The sequence below is a fragment of the Pseudoalteromonas sp. PAST1 genome (assembly GCF_021532515.1).
Classification (GTDB): Bacteria; Pseudomonadota; Gammaproteobacteria; order Enterobacterales; family Alteromonadaceae; genus Pseudoalteromonas; species Pseudoalteromonas simplex.
This window is the reverse complement of sequence record NZ_JAKGBH010000010.1, coordinates 74,796-95,773: the sequence shown is the minus strand read 5'-3', so window position 1 is coordinate 95,773 and position 20,978 is coordinate 74,796. Positions and strand designations below refer to the sequence as shown.

Below are 20,978 nucleotides of genomic sequence, written 5' to 3'. Positions count from 1 at the left end.
TCTTTAATTTATTGAAATAAAACAAAAATAAATTTGGTACGGATTGTGCATTTAGCTAGGTAGACACGATTTTTTGAGTATCGATTATGGCCTTAGCAAATGTCCTAAAACCACAATTTATCACAGCCAAACAATATAACCCATGCTTACAACAAGAAGAGTATGTGGGTGAATTGAGTGAGCTGCGCCAACAAGCCAGTTGGTTAGGTCATTTGGTTGATACCATGCCTGCGGGTGTGGTGGTTTTAGATGGCCGAGGCATGATCGCAAAAGCCAATCAAATTGCCATCGATATGCTAGATGAGCCGCTTGAAGGTGAAAAGTGGTTTAGCGTAATTCAACGCTCATTTCGACCACAGCAAGACGATGGACATGAAGTATCACTTAAGGATGGCCGTTTAATAAAGCTTGATATTACTGCGCTTGCTCCAGAGCCAGGGCAGTTAATTTTAATGACAGATTTAACTGAAACCAGGCGCTTACAAAAGCGAGTAGCACATATGCAGCGCTTAAGTGCGCTTGGCAAAATGGTCGCTTCGCTTGCTCATCAAGTCAGAACACCGTTATCAGCGGCCATGCTGTATGCCGCAAATTTAGGCTCAAAGCGATTGCCAGAAAGCTCGCGTGGCAACTTTCATACGAAGCTAATGTCGCGTTTAAAAGATTTAGAAACCCAAGTGAACGATATGCTGTTATTTGCCAAAAGTGGTGAGCAACAAGTGGTCGAAAGCGTTTCAATGCAACAGTTACTTAATGAAGTAAAAGCCGGTGCTGATGCTATGGTTGCACAAAATAACAGTGAACTTAGCGTGAACTTGCCTGAGCCAGATATTGAAATTATGGGTAATAAAACTGCTCTGGCGAGCGCTATTCAAAACCTGATCCACAACAGTATTCAAATTATTGGCTCTGAGGCTGTGGTAACCCTGAGTGCCGAACGTGACGAAACTAGCGAAAACTGTGTTCGTATCAGTGTCAGTGATAATGGCCCAGGTGTTGATTTACGCCATGCCAACAAATTATTCGAACCTTTTTACACTACCAAAAGCCAGGGCACGGGGCTTGGACTTGCAGTTGTAAGTTCAGTCGCCAATGCGCACCAAGGACGTGTTGAAGTGACTAATAATGCTCATGGGGGAGCATGTTTTAGTTTGATCTTGCCAATTAGTGCAGAACCAATGTCAGCGGAGGCAAAATGAATACTAACTCTATCTTAGTCGTTGAAGACGACGCAGGTTTACGAGAAGCGCTAATCGATACCCTTGAGATGTCGGGTATTGATTGCGTTGCTGCAGATAGCGCTGAACAAGCGATGATCTTGCTTAAGCAAAATAGTTATTCATTGGTTGTTAGTGATGTGCAAATGGGCGCCATGAGTGGCCTTGACCTATTACGTAGCATTAAACTTAATTATCCTGAGCTGCCAGTATTAATGATGACAGCCTATGCCACCATTGATGATGCTGTAGAGGCAATGCGTTTAGGCGCGATTGATTACATGGCAAAACCGTTTGCCCCAGAAGTGCTTCTTAACATGGTGAGTCGTTATTTGCCTGAAAAGGAAAAAGAAACCGATGGCCCAATTGTTGCCGATCCATCGAGCATTAAGTTATTAGAACTTGCCAGTAAAGTAGCGCGCTCAGATGCCAGTGTCATGGTACTCGGCCCAAGTGGCTCGGGTAAAGAAGTGTTGGCTCGTTTTATCCACGATAAATCAAATCGTAGCGATGCTCCCTTTGTGGCTATTAACTGTGCTGCTATTCCTGAAAACATGCTTGAAGCAACCTTATTCGGTTACGAAAAAGGGGCGTTTACTGGCGCTATTCAAGCTTGCCCGGGTAAATTTGAGCAAGCTCAAGGTGGTACCATCTTACTAGATGAAATCACTGAGATGGATTTAGGCTTGCAAGCTAAATTACTGCGTGTACTTCAAGAGCGCGAAGTAGAGCGCTTAGGCGGTCGTAAAACCATAGAGCTTGATGTTCGCGTACTTGCTACAAGTAACCGAGATTTAAAAGAAGCAGTGAGCGAAAATCTATTTAGAGAAGATTTATATTATCGCTTAAATGTATTCCCGTTAATGTGGAAACCATTAGCCGAGCGTCCTGGCGACATTATTGTATTGGCAGAGCATTTAATAGAGCGTCATTGCCTGAAAAGTAAAGAGCCTATAGCTCAACTAAGTGAGGGTGCGAAACAAAAGCTGCTATCGCATGCTTGGCCAGGTAACGTACGAGAGCTCGATAACGTTATTCAACGGGCGTTGATATTATGCGATGGTAATAGTATTCATCAAGATGATGTCTTTATTGAAGAGTTGCTTACGGCGGATATCAAGCCAGTCGCTACGCCACCACACAACGCTCCGGTATATCAAGAACAGCCTGTTGAAGTTAATCTAGATACCGTACCGCAAGTGAGTGAGCAGGGTAATTATAAAGACGAGCTGAAAGACAAAGAGCATCGTATTATTTTAGAAACCTTAGCGCGTTGTAACGGTAAGCGTAAAGAGGTTGCAAAAACCTTAGGTATTAGTCCGCGCACGTTACGTTATAAACTGGCGCAAATGCGAGACTTGGGTATCGCCTTACCTGCATAAACTCCTTCCAAAAAGTTAGTCAAACAAGCTCACATTTTTGTGAGCTTGTTTGCTGTCAAAACTCTGACAAGTAAATTGTCTGTGTTAAGTTGTTGAAAATTCTCGTTTTATTTTGTGGCACGGTTTGTGCTTTATCAGTGCATAAGTAAACTGCATTGTCAGAGAGTATTATGAAAGTTCAAAACAGCGCATTATTTCAAGAAATGCAATCTATGGCTTCAGAAGTTGGTCGTGGTAACTCAATTAATAATTTACCAACACAAACTCAGCCAACTTCATCGGCACAGTTTGGTGATTTACTTACCAATGCACTTGATACAGTGAATGGCTTACAACAAGAAGCAAAACAAAAAGTAACCGCGCTTGAAATGGGCGATCGCAGTGTTTCACTTGCGGACGTAATGATTGCTTCGCAAAAGTCATCAGTTGCCTTTGAAGCGACGGTACAGGTTCGCAATAAACTTGTTGAAGCTTATAAAGAAATTATGAACATGCCTGTGTAACTAGGTAGTGGAGAATTATTGTGGCGCAATCTAATCAATCAACTGATCTAGCCTTAGCAGGCGGCGGTATCGATGCAACCGATACTGACGATCAACAAGAGCAAAAGTCAGGCTACCTAAGTGCCTTAAATGGTGTAGACGTTTTACGCCAGGCTACTTTAGTGATTGCTTTAGCAATCTGTTTGGCTATCGCAATTTTTATTATTATTTGGGCTCGTCAGCCAGATATGCGTCCGCTTGGCAAAATGCCAACGGAAGAGCTTATTCAAACGCTGGACTTCTTAGACGCTCAAAAGATTGATTACGAACTTGATGGTAACGTCATCTCTGTTGAAGAAGGTGAATACCAAAACATCAAATTATTGATGGCTCGTGAAGGCCTAGAGCAAGCGCCAAGCTCAGGTACTGACATCATCATGCAAGACATGGGGTTTGGTGTAAGCCAACGCCTTGAACGTGAACGTTTAAAACATGGTCGTGAGCAACAGCTTGCACGTACCATCGAAGAGCTAAAAAATGTTACTCGCGCCAAAGTACTTTTAGCTATTCCAAAAGAAAACGTATTTGCTCGTCGTGAAAAACAACCTTCAGCAACGGTAGTACTAACCTTAAAACGCGGCCGTACGCTTGATGGTGAAGAAGTTGACTCAGTAGTTGATATTGTTGCCTCAGCAGTCCAAGGTTTATCGCCAGAGCGCGTTACTGTGACTGATCAAAATGGTCGTTTATTGAATTCAGGTTCACAAAACTCACTTGCTGCTCGCTCTCGTAAAGAGTATGAAATTGAGCGTAAGCGTGAAGAAGAATACTTAAATAAAATCGATAGCATCCTTATTCCTGTTGTAGGTTTAGGTAACTACACAGCGCAAGTCGACTTAAATATGGATTTTAGTGCAGTCGAAGAAACACAAAAACGTTATAACCCAGACTTACCCGCTGTGCGCAGTGAAACCACGTTCGAAGAAAACAACATTGGTGGTCTTGCTGTGGGCATTCCAGGTGCGCTAACGAATCAGCCGCCAGTCAACTCTAATATTCCTGAGGTCGCAGGCCAAGGAAGTGCAGGCTCAGCAACGAACCCAAGTCGTTCGCATAAAGAAGCAACACGTAACTACGAACTTGATACCACAATTTCTCATAAGCGCCAGCAAACCGGTGTTATCCGCCGCATCAGTGTGTCAGTTGCCGTTGATTATGTACCACAAGTAGGTGAAAACGGTGAAACAACTATGGTTCCTCGCTCTGTCGAAGCATTGTCAAATATTCGTCGCTTACTACAAGGTGGTGTTGGGTTTGATATGCAACGCGGTGATGCACTTGAAGTCGTTACAGTGCCATTTGTAAGACAAGATACAGGTGAAGCGATTGAAGTTCCACTTTGGGAGCAAGATTGGTTCATGAAGATGCTACGCTTAGCATTAGGTGCACTGGTTATCATCGTACTTATTGTTTTTGTTGTAAGACCTATGCTGAAACGTCTAATTTACCCAGACGATACACTAGAAGAATATGATGAAGATGCATTAAGTGCAGGTGTAGATATTGGTGATAGCACGCTAGATATGCTAAATAAAGACTTTGACTCTGCTGCTGTAGGATTCTCAAGTGATGGTACACTACAGCTGCCAGACTTACATGGCGATGAAGATTTACTCAAAGCAGTTCGTGCATTGGTTGCAAATGAACCAGAACTGTCTTCTCAAGTAGTGAAAGCGTGGTTAACAGAAGATGACTGATCAAGAACAAAAACAATTACCACCGGCGTTTGATGTTGATAAATTAGACGGTGTTGATAAGGCGGCAATCTTATTGCTGAGCTTATCAGAAGAAGATGCTGCGCAAATCCTTAAGCACTTAGAGCCAAAGCAAGTGCAAAAAGTGGGTATGGCAATGGCCGCACTAGATGATTTATCGCAAGCGAAAATTAGCGCAGTCCATAATTTGTTTATTGAGCAAATTCAAAGCTTCAGTACCATTGGCTTTCAGTCTGAAGACTTTATCAAAAAAGCCCTTACTGCAGCGCTTGGTGAAGACAAGGCGGCCAGCCTTATTGACCAAATTGTTATGGGCTCAGGGGCGAAAGGTCTTGATTCATTGAAATGGATGGACTCAAAGCAAGTGGCGAATATTATTCGCAACGAGCACCCGCAAATTCAAACCATTGTTTTATCGTATCTAGAGCCAGAGCAATCAGCGGAAATCTTGTCGCAATTCCCAGAAAAAGTGCGCTTAGATTTAACTATGCGTATTGCGAACCTTGAAGAAGTTCAACCAGCAGCATTGCAAGAGTTGAATGAAATCATGGAAAAACAATTTGCAGGTCAAGCAGGTGCGCAAGCTGCGAAAATGGGTGGCTTGAAAGCGGCTGCTGATATCATGAACTACCTAGATACCAATGTTGAAGGTCAGTTAATGGATTCAATCCGTGAACACGATGAAGAGATGTCACAGCAAATCCAAGACCTTATGTTTGTCTTTGAGAACTTAATGGATGTTGAAGACCGTGGTATTCAAGCGATCCTTCGTGAAGTACAGCAAGATGTATTAATGAAAGCAATTAAAGGTACTGACGAAGCATTAAAAGAGAAGATTTTGGGCAATATGTCAAAACGTGCCGCTGAATTACTCGCTGATGATCTTGAGGCAATGGGCCCTGTTCGTATTAGCGAAGTAGAAGCGGCACAGAAAGAAATTCTTTCTACGGCACGACGTTTAGCTGACTCAGGCGAAATCATGCTTGGTGGCGGTGGTGGTGAGGAGTTCCTGTAAGCCATGAGTAAGTCTTCATTTCATACAGGACGCCCAGTACATGCCAGTGAAGCAGCCGATGAACTATTGGAAAACTGGCCAATTCCTGAAGTGACGCAAGATACAACAAAACTCGCTGGACGCTCAACGGCGTATGGCACGCCTTTAGCTGACTTATATCGTAAAGAGCAGCAAAAGCAGCAGGCCGAAGAGCAGCCAGAAGAGCCTGAAATTCCGTCATTGACCATGGCTGAACTTGAAAAAATCCGTCAAGATGCCTATGAAGAAGGGCTAAAGCAAGGTCATGAACAAGGCTATATAGATGGTTTTGAAAAAGGCGCGCATGAGGGGAAAGAAGCTGGTTTTAAAGAAGGTGTTGAGCTTGGTAAGGAGCAAGGCCAAGAAGAAATTAAGCCTATTTTAGAAGAGCAGCTCACCAACTTAAGAAGCTTACTTGATAGCCTTTCTCAACCATTATCTAAAGTCGATGAAAGTGCCGAAAAGCAGTTAGTGCAGTTAGCTGTGATGCTGACAGAGGTCTTAGTTTACCAAGAAATCAAAACCTCACCAGAAGTCATTTTACATGCTTTGAAGCAAGCTATTGATGCGTTAGGTGAAGAGCAAGCTAAAGTACGTATTCACTTACATCCTGATGATATTGCTTTAATTACCGAAAGTTATGGCGAACAAACTATCGCAGATAACCATTGGCAGTTAGTGGCAGAACCGACTTTAGAGCGCGGTGGCTGCGAAATTAAAACCCCGCAATCATCCCTTGATATGACGATAAAAACTCGCGTCAAAGAAACGTTGGAAAACTTTTTGCATAGCAGTGGTATCTAACACTTTTTAGGCTCATTATGAGTGCTCAATCAATGACTCTTAGCGAACGCTTACAGCGCTATGAAAAACATATCAAGGCTCCAAAACCGGCTGTTGCCGGTATTCTGACGCGTGTTGTTGGTTTAACGCTAGAAGCAAAAGGGCTTAGAGCACCTGTTGGTAGTCAATGTAAAATTGAAACCATTAACGGCTTTGTTGATGCTGAAGTTGTTGGCTTTAATGATCAAACACTGTACTTAATGCCAAATGATCACATCTCTGGCGTACTACCAGGTGCGCGAGTTATCCCAAAAGTAAACGAAACAGGATTGCCTGTAGGCATGAGTTTACTTGGTCGCGTAGTGGATGGCCTTGGTCGGCCACTTGATGGCTTAGGTGCAATTAATGCTGAGCATCACTTAAAGTTTGCGCAAAACGCAATTAACCCGCTGGCAAGACGACCAATCAGTCAACCTATGGATGTAGGTGTACGAGCCATCAACTCCGTTATTACCGTGGGTCAAGGCCAGCGCATGGGTCTGTTTGCAGGCTCTGGTGTTGGTAAATCAGTGCTACTAGGTATGATGACTCGTGGTTCTGAAGCAGATGTAATCGTGGTTGGCCTTGTGGGTGAACGTGGTCGTGAGGTAAAAGAATTCATTGAAGAAATTTTAGGAGTCGAAGGGCGTAAGCGCTCAGTGGTAGTTGCAGCCCCTGCGGATGCGTCACCATTAATGCGTTTAAAAGGCTGTGAAAGTGCAGTGACCATTGCGGAATACTTTCGCGATCAAGGACTTAACGTGTTGTTATTACTTGACTCGGTTACCCGTTATGCCATGGCACAACGTGAAATTGCCTTAGCGGTTGGTGAGCCTCCGGCTACGAAAGGTTATCCGCCTTCAGTATTTGCTAAATTACCTGCGCTGGTGGAGCGTGCCGGTAATGGTGGTGAAGGGCAAGGTGCCATTACTGCGTTTTTTACTGTACTTAGTGAGGGCGATGATATGCAAGACCCAATTGCTGACTCTGCCCGCGCTATTTTAGATGGCCACATTGTTTTATCTCGAGATTTAGCCGACAGTGGTCACTATCCGGCTATTGATATTGAAAAGTCGATTTCTCGTGTAATGCCGCAGGTTGTACCTGAAGCGCATATGCAACAAGCGCGTGTGCTTAAGCAAGTGTATTCAATGTATCAACAAAACAAAGATATGATCACCTTAGGGGCGTACCAAAAAGGCACCGATCCTATGCTCGATCAAGCAATTAATATGATGCCGCGAGTCAATCAATTCCTTCAACAAGGTATGAAAGATGTGATCAGTTATGATGAAGGTCTGCAAGGTCTAGCGCAGTTATTAGGGCAAGGTTAATGGCTAAAAGTAAACTTGATTTATTGTTAAAGCTTGAGAGCGATAAAGAAGAGTCTTTACGCATGGATTATTTAAAAGCACAGCAGCACTTACAAAGTAATCAACAAAAACTGCAAGGGCTTAATAACTTTCGTTTAGAGTATTCTCAGCAGTTACATTTGAAAGGACGCTCTGGTTTGTCTAGTGCTGGCTTCAGCCAATATCATGCTTTTATTGCAAAAATTGAAGAAGCGATACGCCAGCAAGCAAGTACAGTGAATACCGCAAAACAAGTTGTGACACAGCGAAAAGCACTGTGGTTAAAGCAACAAGTGAAAGCAAAAGCAGTAGCGAAGTTAATCGAAAAGCAAGCTGAAAAACAAGCGATGCAAGTGGCAAAAGCAGAACAAAAAATGCTGGATGAATTTGCTGCAAATCAGTTTTATCAGCGTCAACTTAAAAATGCACTTCTTTAAAATACTTCTTTTTTAGGCATGTTAATTGCATTTACCTAACCAGTAGCATTAATTTTGGCACTTGCGGCGGCAAATTGCCTCATTACTTTAGATGACTAGGTTTAGGTGAATTATGACGATCAGTGATATCAATTTGCAGGTTAAAACTGAGCAAGGTACTGGTTTTTCAGGCAAAGACTCAGAGTCTAACAACAAAGCATCGGGCTTGAATTTTTTAACTTCACTGACAGAAGCAAGTGAAGCGGCAAACGCGCAAGCAAAAAGTGATGCAGATGCTGACTCAGTTGATGAACCTAAAGCTATCAGTACTTCTGAAGAACCTAAATCAGATGCAAAACCAGGCGATGAGAATACAGCGACTGATGCTAAAGCTGCAACTACTCCCACATCTACAGATCAGCAGCCTAAAATAAATCCAGATGTTCGTAATGAAGCTGTAACTAAAGAACAAAGCGATGAACTTGCACTTGTAGAAGATGAAGATAACTCACTGCTTTCGCAAATTAATGCGGCTCAAGCTATGAGTACACGTGTTAATAAATTGATTGAAAATAATGACTTTAGCCCGGTAGTTGTTGATAAAAAACCAACCCCAATCGATACCATTACACCTGTAATACCTTCACCTATGACAGACGTTGCGCAAACCGATGATTCAAAAGTCGCAGCAGAAGATGACAACTCAATCGCAAGTTTATTACATAAGTCTAAAGTTGCGACAGCGGTAGATAGTCAACTAAAAGCGATTGGTGATTTACCGCCAAAAGATAGCGTGACCCCTATTGTTGATGGCCCATTAACAGACAAAGAAAAGCAAGGTGTTTCAGCTGTTAATACACCGGATACAAAACCTCAGGTAGCTAACTTTGCCAGTGCAATACAAGCAACTGACAGTAAAGAAACCACTGTTGATTTAGACGCTGTAAAAACAGCTGATGGAAACGAACTCGGCGCAAATGATAAAAGCAAAGCTGTTTTAAACAAGATGCTCAGCGATGCAAATAATAGCGTTCAAACTGATGCAAAAGCGGCTGAAGTGACGACAAAGCAAGCGCATGGCAACGTTGATAAGCCAGCGGTAAATCTAGCTACTGAGCAGTTAGCTCCGAAGAGCGTTGAAGCAAGCGCGGCAAAAGCATCAGATAAACCAGTAACTGATAAGTCAATCGTTAACCTGCTTGCCAAACTACAAAGTGGCGACGGGCAGGCTGTAAGTGAGTTCGCTAAAGGTTTGTCGCTCAGCACTGATCAACAAAAGCAACTTGAACAACAAATCAATCAACTAAAAGTTGACAATAAGCTTGGCGCTGATGAGCTGGCAACAATCAAGTCGCTATTGACTGATGTGATGAGTAGTAAGCCTACAACACAAACTGCACAGAGCCCTGTATCACAATTTGCTGTAGAGCAAGACATTGCTGATGAAAGCCTGACAAAACAAGATGCTAAATTAGCTGATAATAAAGCGCTTGATACTAAACTGCCGACTAGCATCGAAAAGCAAATCACTGCACTGACGAAAGATGAGCAGCAAGCACTGTTAAATAAAGTGAATACTCAACTGCAAACGTTAACGCCGGGTACTGCTCAGTACGAAAAACTTTCTGCGGCACAAACTGTGCTCAAAGAGGCTATTAATGCCCCCGCAACAGCCAGTACTGCGATGCCAGTAACCGCAGCAACAGTGAATGTTGAAAGTAATAATACAAAACAAAACAATACTGCGCAGGTTACAGCCGATGTTACAAAGGCTGCAACTAGTGAAGAAGTAACTTTAGAGCTTGATACAAAAATTAATACCGAACGTACACAAGAAGCTGTGCCTTCGCGTGTAGCTCAGTTATTTACTCAGTTAACGACTCAAGCCAATGCAGCAACACAACCGGGTGCCTATGAGGTGGCTCATCAGCAATATGAGCAAGCAATTGATGCACAAACAATGCAGACTCAAGCAACGACACAAACTCAGGCTCACTCTAAATCGGTGAGCATTGACCCTGGTGTAATGCAAGCGATCAATATTATAAAGAGTGACGCCGCAAAGATGCTTCAAGAGCGAGTTAGTGCGTTACTAAATATTAATAATAAAGAAGCTGAAATTCGCTTAGACCCACCAGAAATGGGCAGTATGCAAATTCGTATACGTAGCGATGCTGAACAAGCGCAAATTAATTTTGTTGTTCAAAATCAGCAGGCTAAAGAAGCTTTAGAGCAATCAATGCCACGTTTGCGCGAAATGCTTGCGCAGCAAGGTATTGAACTTGGTGAAAGTAGTATTCAGCAAGGTAACCCTGAGCAACAACAAGAGCAGTCTGGGCAAGGGCAGCTTGCAGGAAATCAACAAGCTGAGGAGCAACAACCAGAAGTAACAGCGCAAAGCGCAGAAACTTCTCGACAACAATCTTCATCATCAATAGATTACTATGCATAAGTCCTGCTATTATAAGAAATAAAATAGTTACAGTGTGATAAACAACTTGCTGTAACTTTGAGGGAAGTAACAATGGCCGAAGAAGCAAATTTAGAAATAGAAGATACGGGTAAAGGCAAAAAGAAGCTGATTATCATTATTGCAGCTGTAGTGTTGATTGTTGGCGCCGCCGCAGGTTACTTTTTATTTATGGGTGATGATGCCCCTGAAGAGAGCCTAGCAGATGAAACCACAGTGACTGAGGCTGCTGCACCATCGAGCTCCGCACAAATTGGTTCGGCTCTCTATGTCGCAATGCCACGCCCATTTGTATTTAATGTACCCGGTGCGAGTCGCGACCGTATTGTACAAATAAAAGTTCAGCTACTTGTTCGCGGTGAAGTGAACGAAGAAACTGCCAAAAAGCATATTCCACTTATCGAAAGTACCTTACTTGGCGTTCTTTCAACAACGACCGCAGATGAATTAGGTACCAGTGAAGGTAAAGAGTCAGTGCGTGTTGCTGCACTTGAAAAAGTACAATCAGCATTAAGTGATGTTGAAGGTAGCAAAGTGATAGAGCGGGTATTATTCACCGGCTTTGTGATGCAATAAGGGGTCAGCGTGAGCGATTTATTATCTCAAGACGAAATTGATGCGCTTTTACATGGCGTTGATGAAGTCGAAGAGGAAGATATTCACGAAGGTGATGACTTAGACAGTAATACCTTACAGTATGACTTCTCATCACAAGATCGTATTGTCCGTGGTCGTATGCCGACCTTGGAGATTGTGAATGAACGTTTTGCCCGTCATATGCGAATTAGCCTATTTAACATGATGCGCCGCACCGCTGAGGTGTCAATCAACGGCGTGCAAATGATTAAATTTGGCGAATATATCCATACCTTATTCGTGCCAACCAGTTTGAACATGGTACGTTTTCGTCCGTTGAAGGGCACTGGCTTAATTACCATGGAAGCCCGATTAGTATTCATTTTAGTGGATAACTTTTTTGGTGGTGATGGCCGCTATCATGCAAAAATTGAAGGCCGTGAATTTACGCCAACAGAACGACGTATTGTTCAAATGCTACTTAAAATTATCTTCGAAGATTATAAAGAAGCATGGGCGCCGGTAATGGATGTATCTTTTGAGTACCTTGACTCAGAAGTTAACCCAGCAATGGCGAACATCGTAAGTCCAACTGAAGTGGTTGTTATTAGCTCCTTCCATATTGAGCTAGATGGTGGTGGTGGTGATTTCCATATCGCATTACCATATTCAATGCTTGAGCCTATTCGCGAATTGCTCGATGCCGGTGTGCAATCAGACACCGAAGACACCGACTTACGTTGGAGTAAAGCATTACGTGATGAGATCATGGATGTAGAAGTCGACCTATCGACTCAATTGCTTGAGGTTGATTTAACGCTACAACAGATTATGGAGCTTAAAGCTGGCGATATTATCCCAGTTGAAATGCCAGAGCATATCACCGTATTTGTAGAAGAACTGCCGACCTTCAGAGCGAAAATGGGCCGCTCTCGTGACAATGTGGCACTACAAATTAGCGAAAAAATTAAACGCCCTGAATCAGTTAAGTCAGAACTACATGTGTTCACAAAAGGTGGCAAAAAACTGGATTCAGATGCAGAATTAGCAGAACTAGAAGAAGATCTACATCTATCTGAAGGTGTAGATTTAGACTGGTAGTCGATTTATAAGGTTAAACATAATGAGTGATGATCAAGATACAATGGACGAATGGGCCGCGGCACTAGCCGAAGCTGAAGAGGCTGAGGGTGGCTCAGGCGATGCTGCTGTGGCAGAGCTTGATGAATTAAAAGATGAAAGACATGAGCTATCGGGCGACGAAAAACGAAAACTTGATACCATCTTGGACATTCCGGTTACTATCTCTATGGAAGTGGGCCGTTCAAAAATCAACATTCGTAACTTATTACAGCTTAACCAAGGTTCGGTGGTAGAACTAGACCGAGTCGCTGGTGAGCCGCTTGATGTATTGGTTAACGGCACGCTGATTGCCCATGGTGAGGTGGTCGTTGTAAACGATAAGTTCGGTATTCGTTTAACTGATGTCATTAGCCAAGTTGAACGTATTAAAAAGTTACGATGAATGCTTTAGTTGCTTTAACAAGTGCGTCGAGCACTGCATTTCCTACGGCATCACCGACGGCAGATTTACTGTCTATGGTGATGTCTTTGCTTTTAGTGCTGGTGGTTATTATTGCTTTGGCTTTTTTGGTTAAAAAACTAAATCCAAATCTTGCTAATAGTGATGAATTTAAAGTAGTGCGCAGTTTGCCTTTGGGCTCTCGTGAGCGTTTGATGGTCATTGAAATTGATAACGCACAGCACTTAATTGGTGTGACTCCGCACAGTATTAACTACCTGCATAAACTAGAAACACCATTACAAGAAAAAGAACTGCCAGAACTTGCCAAGAAATTTGGAAAGTTACTGAACCCACAATCACCTTCAAATAAAAAGAATTAACGCTATGATCAAGTGGATACTTATTTTAGCAAGTGTGTTGTTTTTGCCGTCGGTTAACGCTGAAGGCATAGAAGCACTGACCATTACCACCAACCCTGATGGATCTCAAGATTACTCAGTGACGCTACAAGTATTAGCGATCATGACGGCGCTGAGCTTTATTCCAGCGGCGGTCATTATGATGACCTCATTTACACGGATTATTGTGGTTCTGGCGATACTACGCCAAGCAATAGGCTTACAACAAACGCCTTCGAATCAAATTTTGTTAGGCATGTCGCTATTTTTAAGTATTTTTATTATGGCGCCAATTTATCAGCAGGTGAATGAGCGCGCCATTGAGCCGTACTTGAATGAGCAAGTTACTTCAGTGCAAGCCTTAGAGCTTGCCAAAGAGCCTATGAAAGCGTTTATGCTCTCGCAAGTTCGTATAAAAGATTTAGAGACCTTTGCGAAAATAGCTGGTTATGAGCAATTAGATTCGCCAGAAGACACGCCGTTGATTGTATTGATCCCAGCGTTTGTTACCAGCGAATTGCAAACGGCCTTTATCATTGGTTTTATGTTCTTCATCCCATTTTTGATAGTTGATTTAGTGGTGGCCTCCGTATTAATGGCCATGGGTATGATGATGCTTTCGCCGATGATTGTGTCTTTGCCGTTTAAGATCATGCTGTTTGTGTTGGTGGATGGCTGGAGCCTTGTGATGGGCACGCTGGCGAAGAGCTTTGGGCTCGGGGTGTAACAATGCAATTCAAGGCACATAATTAGGTAGGAGAGACAAAATGGAACCCGAAATTTTTGTCGATATACTCAGTGACGCGCTATTTTTAGTTATAAAGTTAGTGTCTGCAATCGTAGTACCTGGCTTATTAGTCGGTCTAGTCGTGGCAGTTTTCCAAGCGGCAACATCAATCAATGAGCAAACCTTAAGCTTTTTACCTCGTTTGCTAATTACCATAAGCGCACTTATTGTCGGTGGCCATTGGTTCACGCAAGAGCTTATGGACTATTTTACCCGTTTAGTGATGTCGATACCGGAGATTGCAGGCTAAATGGAATTTCCATTTGCGGTCATTATTCAATGGCTCAGCGACTTTTTGCTGCCATTAGTGCGTATTAGCTCAATGATTATGATCATGGCAGGCCTTGGTGCGAAGAATGTACCAAGCCGAATTAAGCTTGGTTTAGCTGTAGTTGTAACCTTTGTTGCTGTGCCTATGCTGCCCCCTGCGACTTTCAACAATCTTTTTTCGTTTGAGATGATTCTTGTGGTCATTCAGCAAATGCTTATTGGTGTGGCGATTGGGTTTGCATCTGTTTTATTGCTAAATACTTTTGTTCTTGCTGGGCAAATACTCGCGATGCAAACAGGTCTTGGTTTTGCGTCCGTAGTTGATCCATCGAATGGTCTGAGTGTACCCGCTGTGGGACAATTTTATCTAATCTTGGCGACCTTGCTTTTCTTTGTGTTCAATGGCCACTTAATGATGATTCAAATGGTCATTCATAGCTTTGAAGTGCTACCAATTGATGGCAATTGGTGGGCGGTTGATCATTACTGGGATATCGTTACTTGGGGTGGTTGGATGTTCACCACAGCCTTGGTGCTTGCTTTAGCTCCACTGACAGCCATGCTTGTTATTAACATGTCGTTTGGTGTAATGACCCGAGCGGCACCGCAGTTAAATATTTTCTCAATTGGCTTTCCGTTTACCTTAGTAGCTGGTCTTGTGATTATTTGGGCAACATTAGGCAACTTTATGACTCAATTTGAGTTTCAGTGGTTAAAAATGGTTGAGTTAATGTGCAGCCTTGTTGGTTGTACACCTTAGGAGCGCGCCATGGCTGAAGATTCTGGTCAAGAAAAAACCGAAGAACCCACGCAGAAAAAAATTGATGATGCCAAGAAGAAAGGTCAGGTTGCCCGCTCAAAAGAGCTAGGTACCATGTTTGTGCTTATTTTTTCTGCAGTTTCATTATTGTTGTATGGCCCTGAAATTGGTAAAGGTCTTTATAATATAATGGGACGTTTATTAAGCCTTAACCGTAATGAAACCTACGACACCACTAAGATGTTTTCAGTGTGGGGAATTGTTGCGGATGCATTGTTATTCCCTATGGCAATGTTTGTGTTGATCATCGTCATAGCCGCTTTTGTTGGCAATACTTTACTGGGAGGTTATAACTTTAGTTGGCAAGCGGCAGCCCCAAAAGCAAGTAAGATGTCGCCAGCTAAAGGTATTAAGCGTATGCTTGGCCCTCAAGCAGGAGTAGAGCTAGTTAAGTCTATTTTAAAATTTGTAGTGGTTGCAGGCTTTGCTGTGTTCTTAATTAATACTTTCTTTGATGAAATACTGCACCTAAGCATTGAAAGCGCGCCCGGAAATTTTATCCATGCACTCGAAATACTATCTTGGATGTTCTTGGGGTTAACTTGTACGTTAATCATTATTGCTGCAATAGATTCTCCTTATCAAAGTCACAAACACCATAAACAGTTAAAAATGACCTTACAAGAGGTAAAAGACGAATTTAAAAACTCTGAGGGTGATCCGCAAATAAAAGCGCGTATTCGCCGTACTCAGCGTGAAATGTCGCAAAGGCGTATGATGCAAGACGTGCCTGATGCAGATGTGATCGTAACTAACCCGACCCATTATTCTGTAGCACTAAAATACGATACAGCTAAAGCGGGTGCGCCTATTGTTCTTGCCAAAGGCGTGGACGAGCTTGCTATGCAAATTCGTAAAGTGGGCAAGGGGAATGACGTGCCAATTGTTGAATCACCCATGCTTACTCGTGCGCTGTATCACACCACCGATGTTGGTCATCAAATACCTGATCAGCTATTCACTGCCGTTGCACAAGTGTTAGCTTATGTCTTCCAGTTAAAACGCTTCCAAAAAGGGCGCGGTAAACGTCCTGTACCACTCAATAAAAAGCTCCCAATACCCGATGCCTACAAATACTAAACAGTAAATTTATAACTTGGAATAGTTATTGCAAATTCCGTGTAGTGTCAATTTTTTGAAATTGTTGAATTATGGAATTTAAAGCGGTATTACAACAACTTAACAGAGATAAAAAAGAATATGCGAAGGGTATCGGCACGCCGTTAATGGTACTTGCTGCGCTGGGTATGGTGATTTTACCCCTGCCGCCATTTCTTTTAGATATTCTATTTTCGTTTAATATCGCGTTAGCACTGGTGGTGTTACTGGTTACAGTTTACACCATGAAACCCCTTGAATTTGGTATGTTCCCTGCGGTTCTACTGATTGCAACCATCATGCGCTTAGCGCTGAATGTCGCCAGTACCCGTGTAGTATTACTCGAAGGTCATAACGGCGGTGATGCAGCCGGTAAAGTTATCGAGGCCTTTGGTTCGGTGGTTATCGGCGGTAACTATGCAGTTGGTTTAGTGGTCTTCCTGATTTTAATCATTATTAACTTTGTGGTTATCACCAAAGGTGCAGGTCGTATTTCTGAAGTATCAGCTCGCTTTACTCTTGATGCAATGCCGGGTAAACAAATGGCGATTGATGCTGATTTAAACGCTGGTTTTATCAGTGCAGAGCAAGCCCGTGAACGCCGTGAAGAGGTTACCCGCGAAGCCGATTTCTATGGTTCAATGGATGGTGCGAGTAAGTTCGTAAAAGGCGATGCAATAGCGGGTATCGTTATTCTAGTGATTAACATCGTTGGTGGTTTATTTGTTGGTATGATCCAACATGATTTATCGTTCAGCCGTGCGATGGAAGTGTACACCTTACTAACCATTGGTGATGGTCTAGTTGCACAACTGCCTTCACTGTTACTGTCTATCGGTACTGCAATCGTTGTTACCCGTCAAAATGAATCGCACAATATGGGCGATCAAGTTAAGACACAGCTAGGTAACGAAAAGTCTTTGTATATCGCATCTGGTATTTTGATCATCATGGGTCTTGTGCCAGGTATGCCGCATATTGCATTTTTAAGCCTAGGTGGATTACTGGGTTACCTTGCTTACTTCACGCAACAACAAAAAGCCAAAGCAGAAGCTGAAAAAGCAGAGCAAGAAGCAAATGGTGGTGCGCCAGGAACAGGTGTTGCTAATAAACAAGAGCAAAAAGAACTGGGTTGGGATGATGTTCAACAGGTTGACGTTATTGGTTTAGAAGTGGGATATCGCTTAATTCCACTGGTAGATCAATCTCAAGGTGGTGAACTATTAAATCGTATCAAAGGTGTGCGTAAGAAATTGTCTCAGGAACTTGGTTTCTTGGTACCTCCTGTGCATATTCGCGATAACTTAGAACTGGACCCTAACGCTTACAGAATCACTATGATGGGTGTTTCAAGCGGTGAGGGTGAGCTTAAGCATGGTGATGAGTTAGCGATTAATCCAGGCCAAGTATTTGGTCCAATCAAAGGGGTTGCCACAAAAGACCCTGCATTCGGATTAGATGCGGTTTGGATCAAACCAGATCAAAAAGATGAAGCACAATCACTTGGCTACACAGTCGTTGATTCAGCAACTGTGGTTGCAACTCATATTAGTCAGTTACTTACTAATAGCGCAGCTTTACTGCTTGGTCATGAAGAAGTGCAAAACTTATTAGATATGTTAGCGAAGAGTCATCCTCGTCTTGTTGAAGGGCTGGTTCCTGATGTATTACCACTCACTACTATCGTAAAAGTGCTACAAAACTTACTCAATGAAGGGGTGGCAATTCGCGATATGCGCTCGATTGTTCAAACTCTTGTTGAGTATGGCCCACGTAGCCAAGACCCAGATGTACTAACGGCTGCAGTGAGAATTTCACTACGCAGACTGATTGTTCAAGACGCTGTTGGTATGTCTTCTGAGATCCCTGTCATAACCTTGGCGCCTGAGTTGGAACAGATGTTGCATCAGTCACTTCAGAATGCAGGTGACGAAGGTGCCGGAATAGAGCCAAGCCTTGCAGAGCGACTTCAACAATCATTGAATGAAGCGCATCAAAACCAAGAAATGGCCGGTGAACCTTCGATACTGTTAACGTCAGGAATGTTAAGAACTGTGTTATCTCGCTTCGTTAAGTACACCATCCCAGGTTTAAGGGTGATGTCTTACCAAGAGGTACCAGACGAAAGACAGATTAAGATTGTCAGCTCAGTAGGCCAACAATAGGATAGTAAAGGGGTTGAACCATGAAAATTAAACGTTTTTTTGCTAAAGATATGCGCACAGCACTGAAAGAAGTGAAAGATGAACTAGGTGTTGATGCGGTTATTATGTCGAACAAAAAGCTTGCTAACGGCGTTGAAATCGTTGCAGCTGTTGATTACGACAAAGCAGCCCCGAAAGCCGAAGCTAAACCAGCAGTGGCACAATCAGCACCTGCTCCACAGCATAACTTTGTTAAACCTGAGCCAATGCGTGCTAAACCTGAGCCGCAAGCGAAAGTTGCTGATAGCCTACAAGCGTTACTTGAGCGTCAAGCCCCACGCCCTCGTTCGCCAGAGCTTGCGTCAATGTTTAGTCAATCTGGTATTGATACGAGTGAACACTATCAAGCAAAAGAGCCAAGCTTTGAGCAGCAACAGCCACAATACAAGCAAGCTCCTCGTTATCAACCGCAGGCAGCACCTCGTGTACAAACTCAAGCTCATAGCCTTGGTTTTGATGACGATTTAGATTCAGGTTTTGATGATTTAGATTCAGGTTTTGATGATTTAGATTCACCCGCTGAGCATAAAAACTCAGCACCTGCGAATCAATCAGAAATGACGACTATGCGGGAAGAAATGAATGCGATTCGTCAATTACTTGAACACCAAGTATCTGGCTTAATGCAACAGGATATGGCTCGCCGCGATCCGACTCGTGCATGTATGATTGACCGCTTAGCGGGTATGGGCATTGAACGTGATGTTGCTGAGCAAATGGCCTGTTTCATTCCTGACGATGTATCACGTCAACAAGCGTGGCAAGCATTACTGCAAATGGTTGAAAACCAAATGCATACAACGAATAACGAAATCCTACGTCAAGGTGGTGTATTCGCATTAGTGGGCCCAACGGGTGTTGGTAAAACAACGACTGTTGCGAAATTAGCTGCACTGGGTGCACAAAAATATGGTGCTGATAAAGTGGCGTTGATCACCACTGATACATATAGAATTGGTGCCTACGAACAATTGGCTACTTATGGTCGTATTATTGGCTGTGGTGTTAAGCAGGTAAAAGATGCGAATGAATTAGCTGAAGTGCTATACCATTTACGTAATAAGCGTCTAGTATTAATAGATACAGCGGGTATGAGCCAACGTGATTTACGTTTAACTGAGCAATTAAACACCTTAATGCGTAATCAGCGTGTTGATATTCGTAGTTATTTAGTATTGAGTGCGACAGCACAGATAAATGTGTTGCAAGAAACCGTAAGACACTTTAAAAAGGTTCATCTAAGTGGCTGTATCTTCACTAAATTGGATGAATCTTTAAGTTTAGGTGAGATTATTAGTATAGCGATTCAAAATCGCCTGCCAATAGGGTATCTTACTAACGGTCAGCGTGTTCCTGAAGATATTCGCGTAGCGAATGCTGAAAAACTAGTGAAAAAAGCTGAACAATTGTATTTAAAACGAGCAAAAGCACAACATTCACGACGTCAAGCAGTAGCGTCGAACACAGTAGGGATGTATGATTAACACAGTATTAGATCAAGCAAGCGGCCTGCGCAAAATGAATCAAAATAATAATAGTGGCGTTAAAGTTATCGCTGTGACTGGCGGTAAAGGTGGAGTGGGTAAAACCAATGTTTCACTCAACACCGCAATCGCATTAGGGCAGCAAGGAAATCGTGTATTAGTACTAGATGCCGATTTAGGTTTGGCAAACTGTGACGTGATGCTTGGCCTTCGTGTTGAACGTAACTTATCTCATGTTTTGTCAGGCGAGTGTGAGCTTGACGAAATTCTCGTTGAAGGTCCTGCAGGTATAAAAATTGTACCAGCGACGTCTGGTTCGCAAAGCATGGTGGAATTAACACCATCTGAGCATGCAGGCCTTATCCGCGCTTTTAGTGAGTTAAACACCGAGTTTGATATTTTAATTGTCGATACCGCTGCAGGTATTTCTGACATGGTATTAAGCTTTTCTCGTGCAGCCCAAGATGTTGTTGTGGTTGTATGCGATGAACCTACCTCAATTACCGATGCTTATGCGCTTATAAAAGTGCTTAGCCGTGAGCATGGCGTATATAAATTTAAAATTGTTGCCAATATGGTGCGCAGTTTGCGTGAAGGGCAAGAATTATTTGCTAAACTTTCAAAAGTAACGGATCGCTTTTTAGACGTTTCAATGGAGTTGGTAGCTACCATTCCTTATGACGAGAACATGCGTAAATCTACGCGACGTCAAAAGGTGATTGTTGAATTATTTCCAAACTCACCAGCTGCGGTGGCGTTTAAAACATTAGCAACAAAAGCAGTTAAGTGGCCGATCCCTAATCAACCTTCTGGCCATTTAGAATTTTTCATTGAAAAACTAGTAAACGGCTAACTATGACAACATCG

Annotated in this window: 20 protein-coding genes; all 20 read left to right on the top strand. The window is 42.8% G+C overall.

Annotated elements, in window-relative coordinates; all coding sequences use genetic code 11:
* Positions 1–86 precede the first annotated feature (86 nt).
* Entirely contained in the window at positions 87–1,199 is a 1,113-nt protein-coding gene (locus L1272_RS07115; protein ID WP_235373063.1) for a sensor histidine kinase, read from the top strand.
* Positions 1,196–2,599: a sigma-54-dependent transcriptional regulator gene (locus tag L1272_RS07110; protein ID WP_235373062.1), complete on the top strand. Its 1,404-nt coding sequence runs from the start codon at positions 1,196–1,198 to the stop codon at positions 2,597–2,599. The genes L1272_RS07115 and L1272_RS07110 overlap by 4 nt, the downstream gene beginning before the upstream one ends.
* Positions 2,600–2,769: 170 nt before the next feature.
* Positions 2,770–3,102 carry a flagellar hook-basal body complex protein FliE gene (fliE, locus tag L1272_RS07105; RefSeq protein ID WP_138599040.1) on the top strand — a complete coding sequence of 111 codons (333 nt, stop codon included), beginning with the start codon at positions 2,770–2,772 and terminating at the stop codon, positions 3,100–3,102.
* 20 nt (positions 3,103–3,122) lie between these two features.
* Positions 3,123–4,838, top strand: coding sequence for a flagellar basal-body MS-ring/collar protein FliF (fliF, locus tag L1272_RS07100; protein ID WP_054553275.1), 1,716 nt, complete (start codon positions 3,123–3,125; stop codon positions 4,836–4,838).
* Complete coding sequence (fliG, locus tag L1272_RS07095; RefSeq protein ID WP_054553274.1) at positions 4,831–5,871, top strand: flagellar motor switch protein FliG; 1,041 nt, start codon at positions 4,831–4,833, stop codon at positions 5,869–5,871. Before fliF ends, fliG begins: the two co-directional genes overlap by 8 nt.
* A gap of 3 nt (positions 5,872–5,874) precedes the next feature.
* Positions 5,875–6,693: a flagellar assembly protein FliH gene (gene fliH, locus L1272_RS07090; protein ID WP_235373061.1), complete on the top strand. Its 819-nt coding sequence runs from the start codon at positions 5,875–5,877 to the stop codon at positions 6,691–6,693.
* 17 nt (positions 6,694–6,710) lie between these two features.
* On the top strand, positions 6,711–8,045 hold the full coding sequence (gene fliI, locus L1272_RS07085; RefSeq protein ID WP_235373060.1) for a flagellar protein export ATPase FliI: 1,335 nt from the start codon (positions 6,711–6,713) through the stop codon (positions 8,043–8,045).
* Positions 8,045–8,500: a flagellar export protein FliJ gene (gene fliJ, locus L1272_RS07080; RefSeq protein WP_054553271.1), complete on the top strand. Its 456-nt coding sequence runs from the start codon at positions 8,045–8,047 to the stop codon at positions 8,498–8,500. Before fliI ends, fliJ begins: the two co-directional genes overlap by 1 nt.
* A 112-nt stretch (positions 8,501–8,612) precedes the next feature.
* Complete coding sequence (locus tag L1272_RS07075) at positions 8,613–10,931, top strand: flagellar hook-length control protein FliK (protein WP_235373059.1); 2,319 nt, start codon at positions 8,613–8,615, stop codon at positions 10,929–10,931.
* A gap of 72 nt (positions 10,932–11,003) precedes the next feature.
* Entirely contained in the window at positions 11,004–11,525 is a 522-nt protein-coding gene (gene fliL, locus L1272_RS07070; RefSeq protein WP_054553269.1) for a flagellar basal body-associated protein FliL, read from the top strand.
* Between the two features lie 9 nt (positions 11,526–11,534).
* Positions 11,535–12,626 (top strand): flagellar motor switch protein FliM, encoded by a 1,092-nt coding sequence (gene fliM / locus L1272_RS07065; RefSeq protein WP_054553268.1) that lies wholly within the window; start codon positions 11,535–11,537, stop codon positions 12,624–12,626.
* Between the two features lie 22 nt (positions 12,627–12,648).
* Positions 12,649–13,050, top strand: coding sequence for a flagellar motor switch protein FliN (gene fliN, locus L1272_RS07060; RefSeq protein ID WP_054553267.1), 402 nt, complete (start codon positions 12,649–12,651; stop codon positions 13,048–13,050).
* Positions 13,047–13,430 (top strand): flagellar biosynthetic protein FliO, encoded by a 384-nt coding sequence (gene fliO / locus L1272_RS07055; RefSeq protein ID WP_054553266.1) that lies wholly within the window; start codon positions 13,047–13,049, stop codon positions 13,428–13,430. The genes fliN and fliO overlap by 4 nt, the downstream gene beginning before the upstream one ends.
* 4 nt (positions 13,431–13,434) lie before the next feature.
* Positions 13,435–14,175, top strand: a complete 741-nt coding sequence (gene fliP / locus L1272_RS07050) for a flagellar type III secretion system pore protein FliP (protein ID WP_054553265.1) — start codon at positions 13,435–13,437, stop codon at positions 14,173–14,175.
* Positions 14,176–14,215: 40 nt separating this feature from the next.
* Positions 14,216–14,485 (top strand): flagellar biosynthesis protein FliQ, encoded by a 270-nt coding sequence (gene fliQ, locus L1272_RS07045; protein ID WP_058586388.1) that lies wholly within the window; start codon positions 14,216–14,218, stop codon positions 14,483–14,485.
* Positions 14,486–15,265 (top strand): flagellar biosynthetic protein FliR, encoded by a 780-nt coding sequence (gene fliR, locus L1272_RS07040; protein ID WP_054553263.1) that lies wholly within the window; start codon positions 14,486–14,488, stop codon positions 15,263–15,265. It abuts the gene before it with no gap.
* Between the two features lie 9 nt (positions 15,266–15,274).
* Positions 15,275–16,405: a flagellar biosynthesis protein FlhB gene (gene flhB, locus L1272_RS07035; RefSeq protein WP_054553262.1), complete on the top strand. Its 1,131-nt coding sequence runs from the start codon at positions 15,275–15,277 to the stop codon at positions 16,403–16,405.
* 71 nt (positions 16,406–16,476) lie between these two features.
* Positions 16,477–18,588 carry a flagellar biosynthesis protein FlhA gene (gene flhA / locus L1272_RS07030; protein ID WP_054553261.1) on the top strand — a complete coding sequence of 704 codons (2,112 nt, stop codon included), beginning with the start codon at positions 16,477–16,479 and terminating at the stop codon, positions 18,586–18,588.
* Positions 18,589–18,608: 20 nt separating this feature from the next.
* Positions 18,609–20,111 carry a flagellar biosynthesis protein FlhF gene (flhF, locus tag L1272_RS07025; RefSeq protein WP_235373058.1) on the top strand — a complete coding sequence of 501 codons (1,503 nt, stop codon included), beginning with the start codon at positions 18,609–18,611 and terminating at the stop codon, positions 20,109–20,111.
* Complete coding sequence (locus L1272_RS07020; RefSeq protein ID WP_054553259.1) at positions 20,104–20,964, top strand: MinD/ParA family ATP-binding protein; 861 nt, start codon at positions 20,104–20,106, stop codon at positions 20,962–20,964. Before flhF ends, L1272_RS07020 begins: the two co-directional genes overlap by 8 nt.
* Positions 20,965–20,978: the final 14 nt, after the last annotated feature.

What these genes read in the sequence shown, in the direction of transcription:
- L1272_RS07115 (WP_235373063.1), top strand. Translation starts at nt 87, where the DNA reads ATGGCCTTAGCAAATGTCCTAAAACCACAATTTATCACAGCCAAACAA.
- L1272_RS07110 (WP_235373062.1), top strand. Translation starts at nt 1,196, where the DNA reads ATGAATACTAACTCTATCTTAGTCGTTGAAGACGACGCAGGTTTACGA.
- fliE (WP_138599040.1), top strand. Translation starts at nt 2,770, where the DNA reads ATGAAAGTTCAAAACAGCGCATTATTTCAAGAAATGCAATCTATGGCT.
- fliG (WP_054553274.1), top strand. Translation starts at nt 4,831, where the DNA reads ATGACTGATCAAGAACAAAAACAATTACCACCGGCGTTTGATGTTGAT.
- fliH (WP_235373061.1), top strand. Translation starts at nt 5,875, where the DNA reads ATGAGTAAGTCTTCATTTCATACAGGACGCCCAGTACATGCCAGTGAA.
- fliI (WP_235373060.1), top strand. Translation starts at nt 6,711, where the DNA reads ATGAGTGCTCAATCAATGACTCTTAGCGAACGCTTACAGCGCTATGAA.
- fliJ (WP_054553271.1), top strand. Translation starts at nt 8,045, where the DNA reads ATGGCTAAAAGTAAACTTGATTTATTGTTAAAGCTTGAGAGCGATAAA.
- L1272_RS07075 (WP_235373059.1), top strand. Translation starts at nt 8,613, where the DNA reads ATGACGATCAGTGATATCAATTTGCAGGTTAAAACTGAGCAAGGTACT.
- fliL (WP_054553269.1), top strand. Translation starts at nt 11,004, where the DNA reads ATGGCCGAAGAAGCAAATTTAGAAATAGAAGATACGGGTAAAGGCAAA.
- fliN (WP_054553267.1), top strand. Translation starts at nt 12,649, where the DNA reads ATGAGTGATGATCAAGATACAATGGACGAATGGGCCGCGGCACTAGCC.
- fliO (WP_054553266.1), top strand. Translation starts at nt 13,047, where the DNA reads ATGAATGCTTTAGTTGCTTTAACAAGTGCGTCGAGCACTGCATTTCCT.
- fliP (WP_054553265.1), top strand. Translation starts at nt 13,435, where the DNA reads ATGATCAAGTGGATACTTATTTTAGCAAGTGTGTTGTTTTTGCCGTCG.
- fliQ (WP_058586388.1), top strand. Translation starts at nt 14,216, where the DNA reads ATGGAACCCGAAATTTTTGTCGATATACTCAGTGACGCGCTATTTTTA.
- fliR (WP_054553263.1), top strand. Translation starts at nt 14,486, where the DNA reads ATGGAATTTCCATTTGCGGTCATTATTCAATGGCTCAGCGACTTTTTG.
- flhB (WP_054553262.1), top strand. Translation starts at nt 15,275, where the DNA reads ATGGCTGAAGATTCTGGTCAAGAAAAAACCGAAGAACCCACGCAGAAA.
- flhA (WP_054553261.1), top strand. Translation starts at nt 16,477, where the DNA reads ATGGAATTTAAAGCGGTATTACAACAACTTAACAGAGATAAAAAAGAA.
- flhF (WP_235373058.1), top strand. Translation starts at nt 18,609, where the DNA reads ATGAAAATTAAACGTTTTTTTGCTAAAGATATGCGCACAGCACTGAAA.
- L1272_RS07020 (WP_054553259.1), top strand. Translation starts at nt 20,104, where the DNA reads ATGATTAACACAGTATTAGATCAAGCAAGCGGCCTGCGCAAAATGAAT.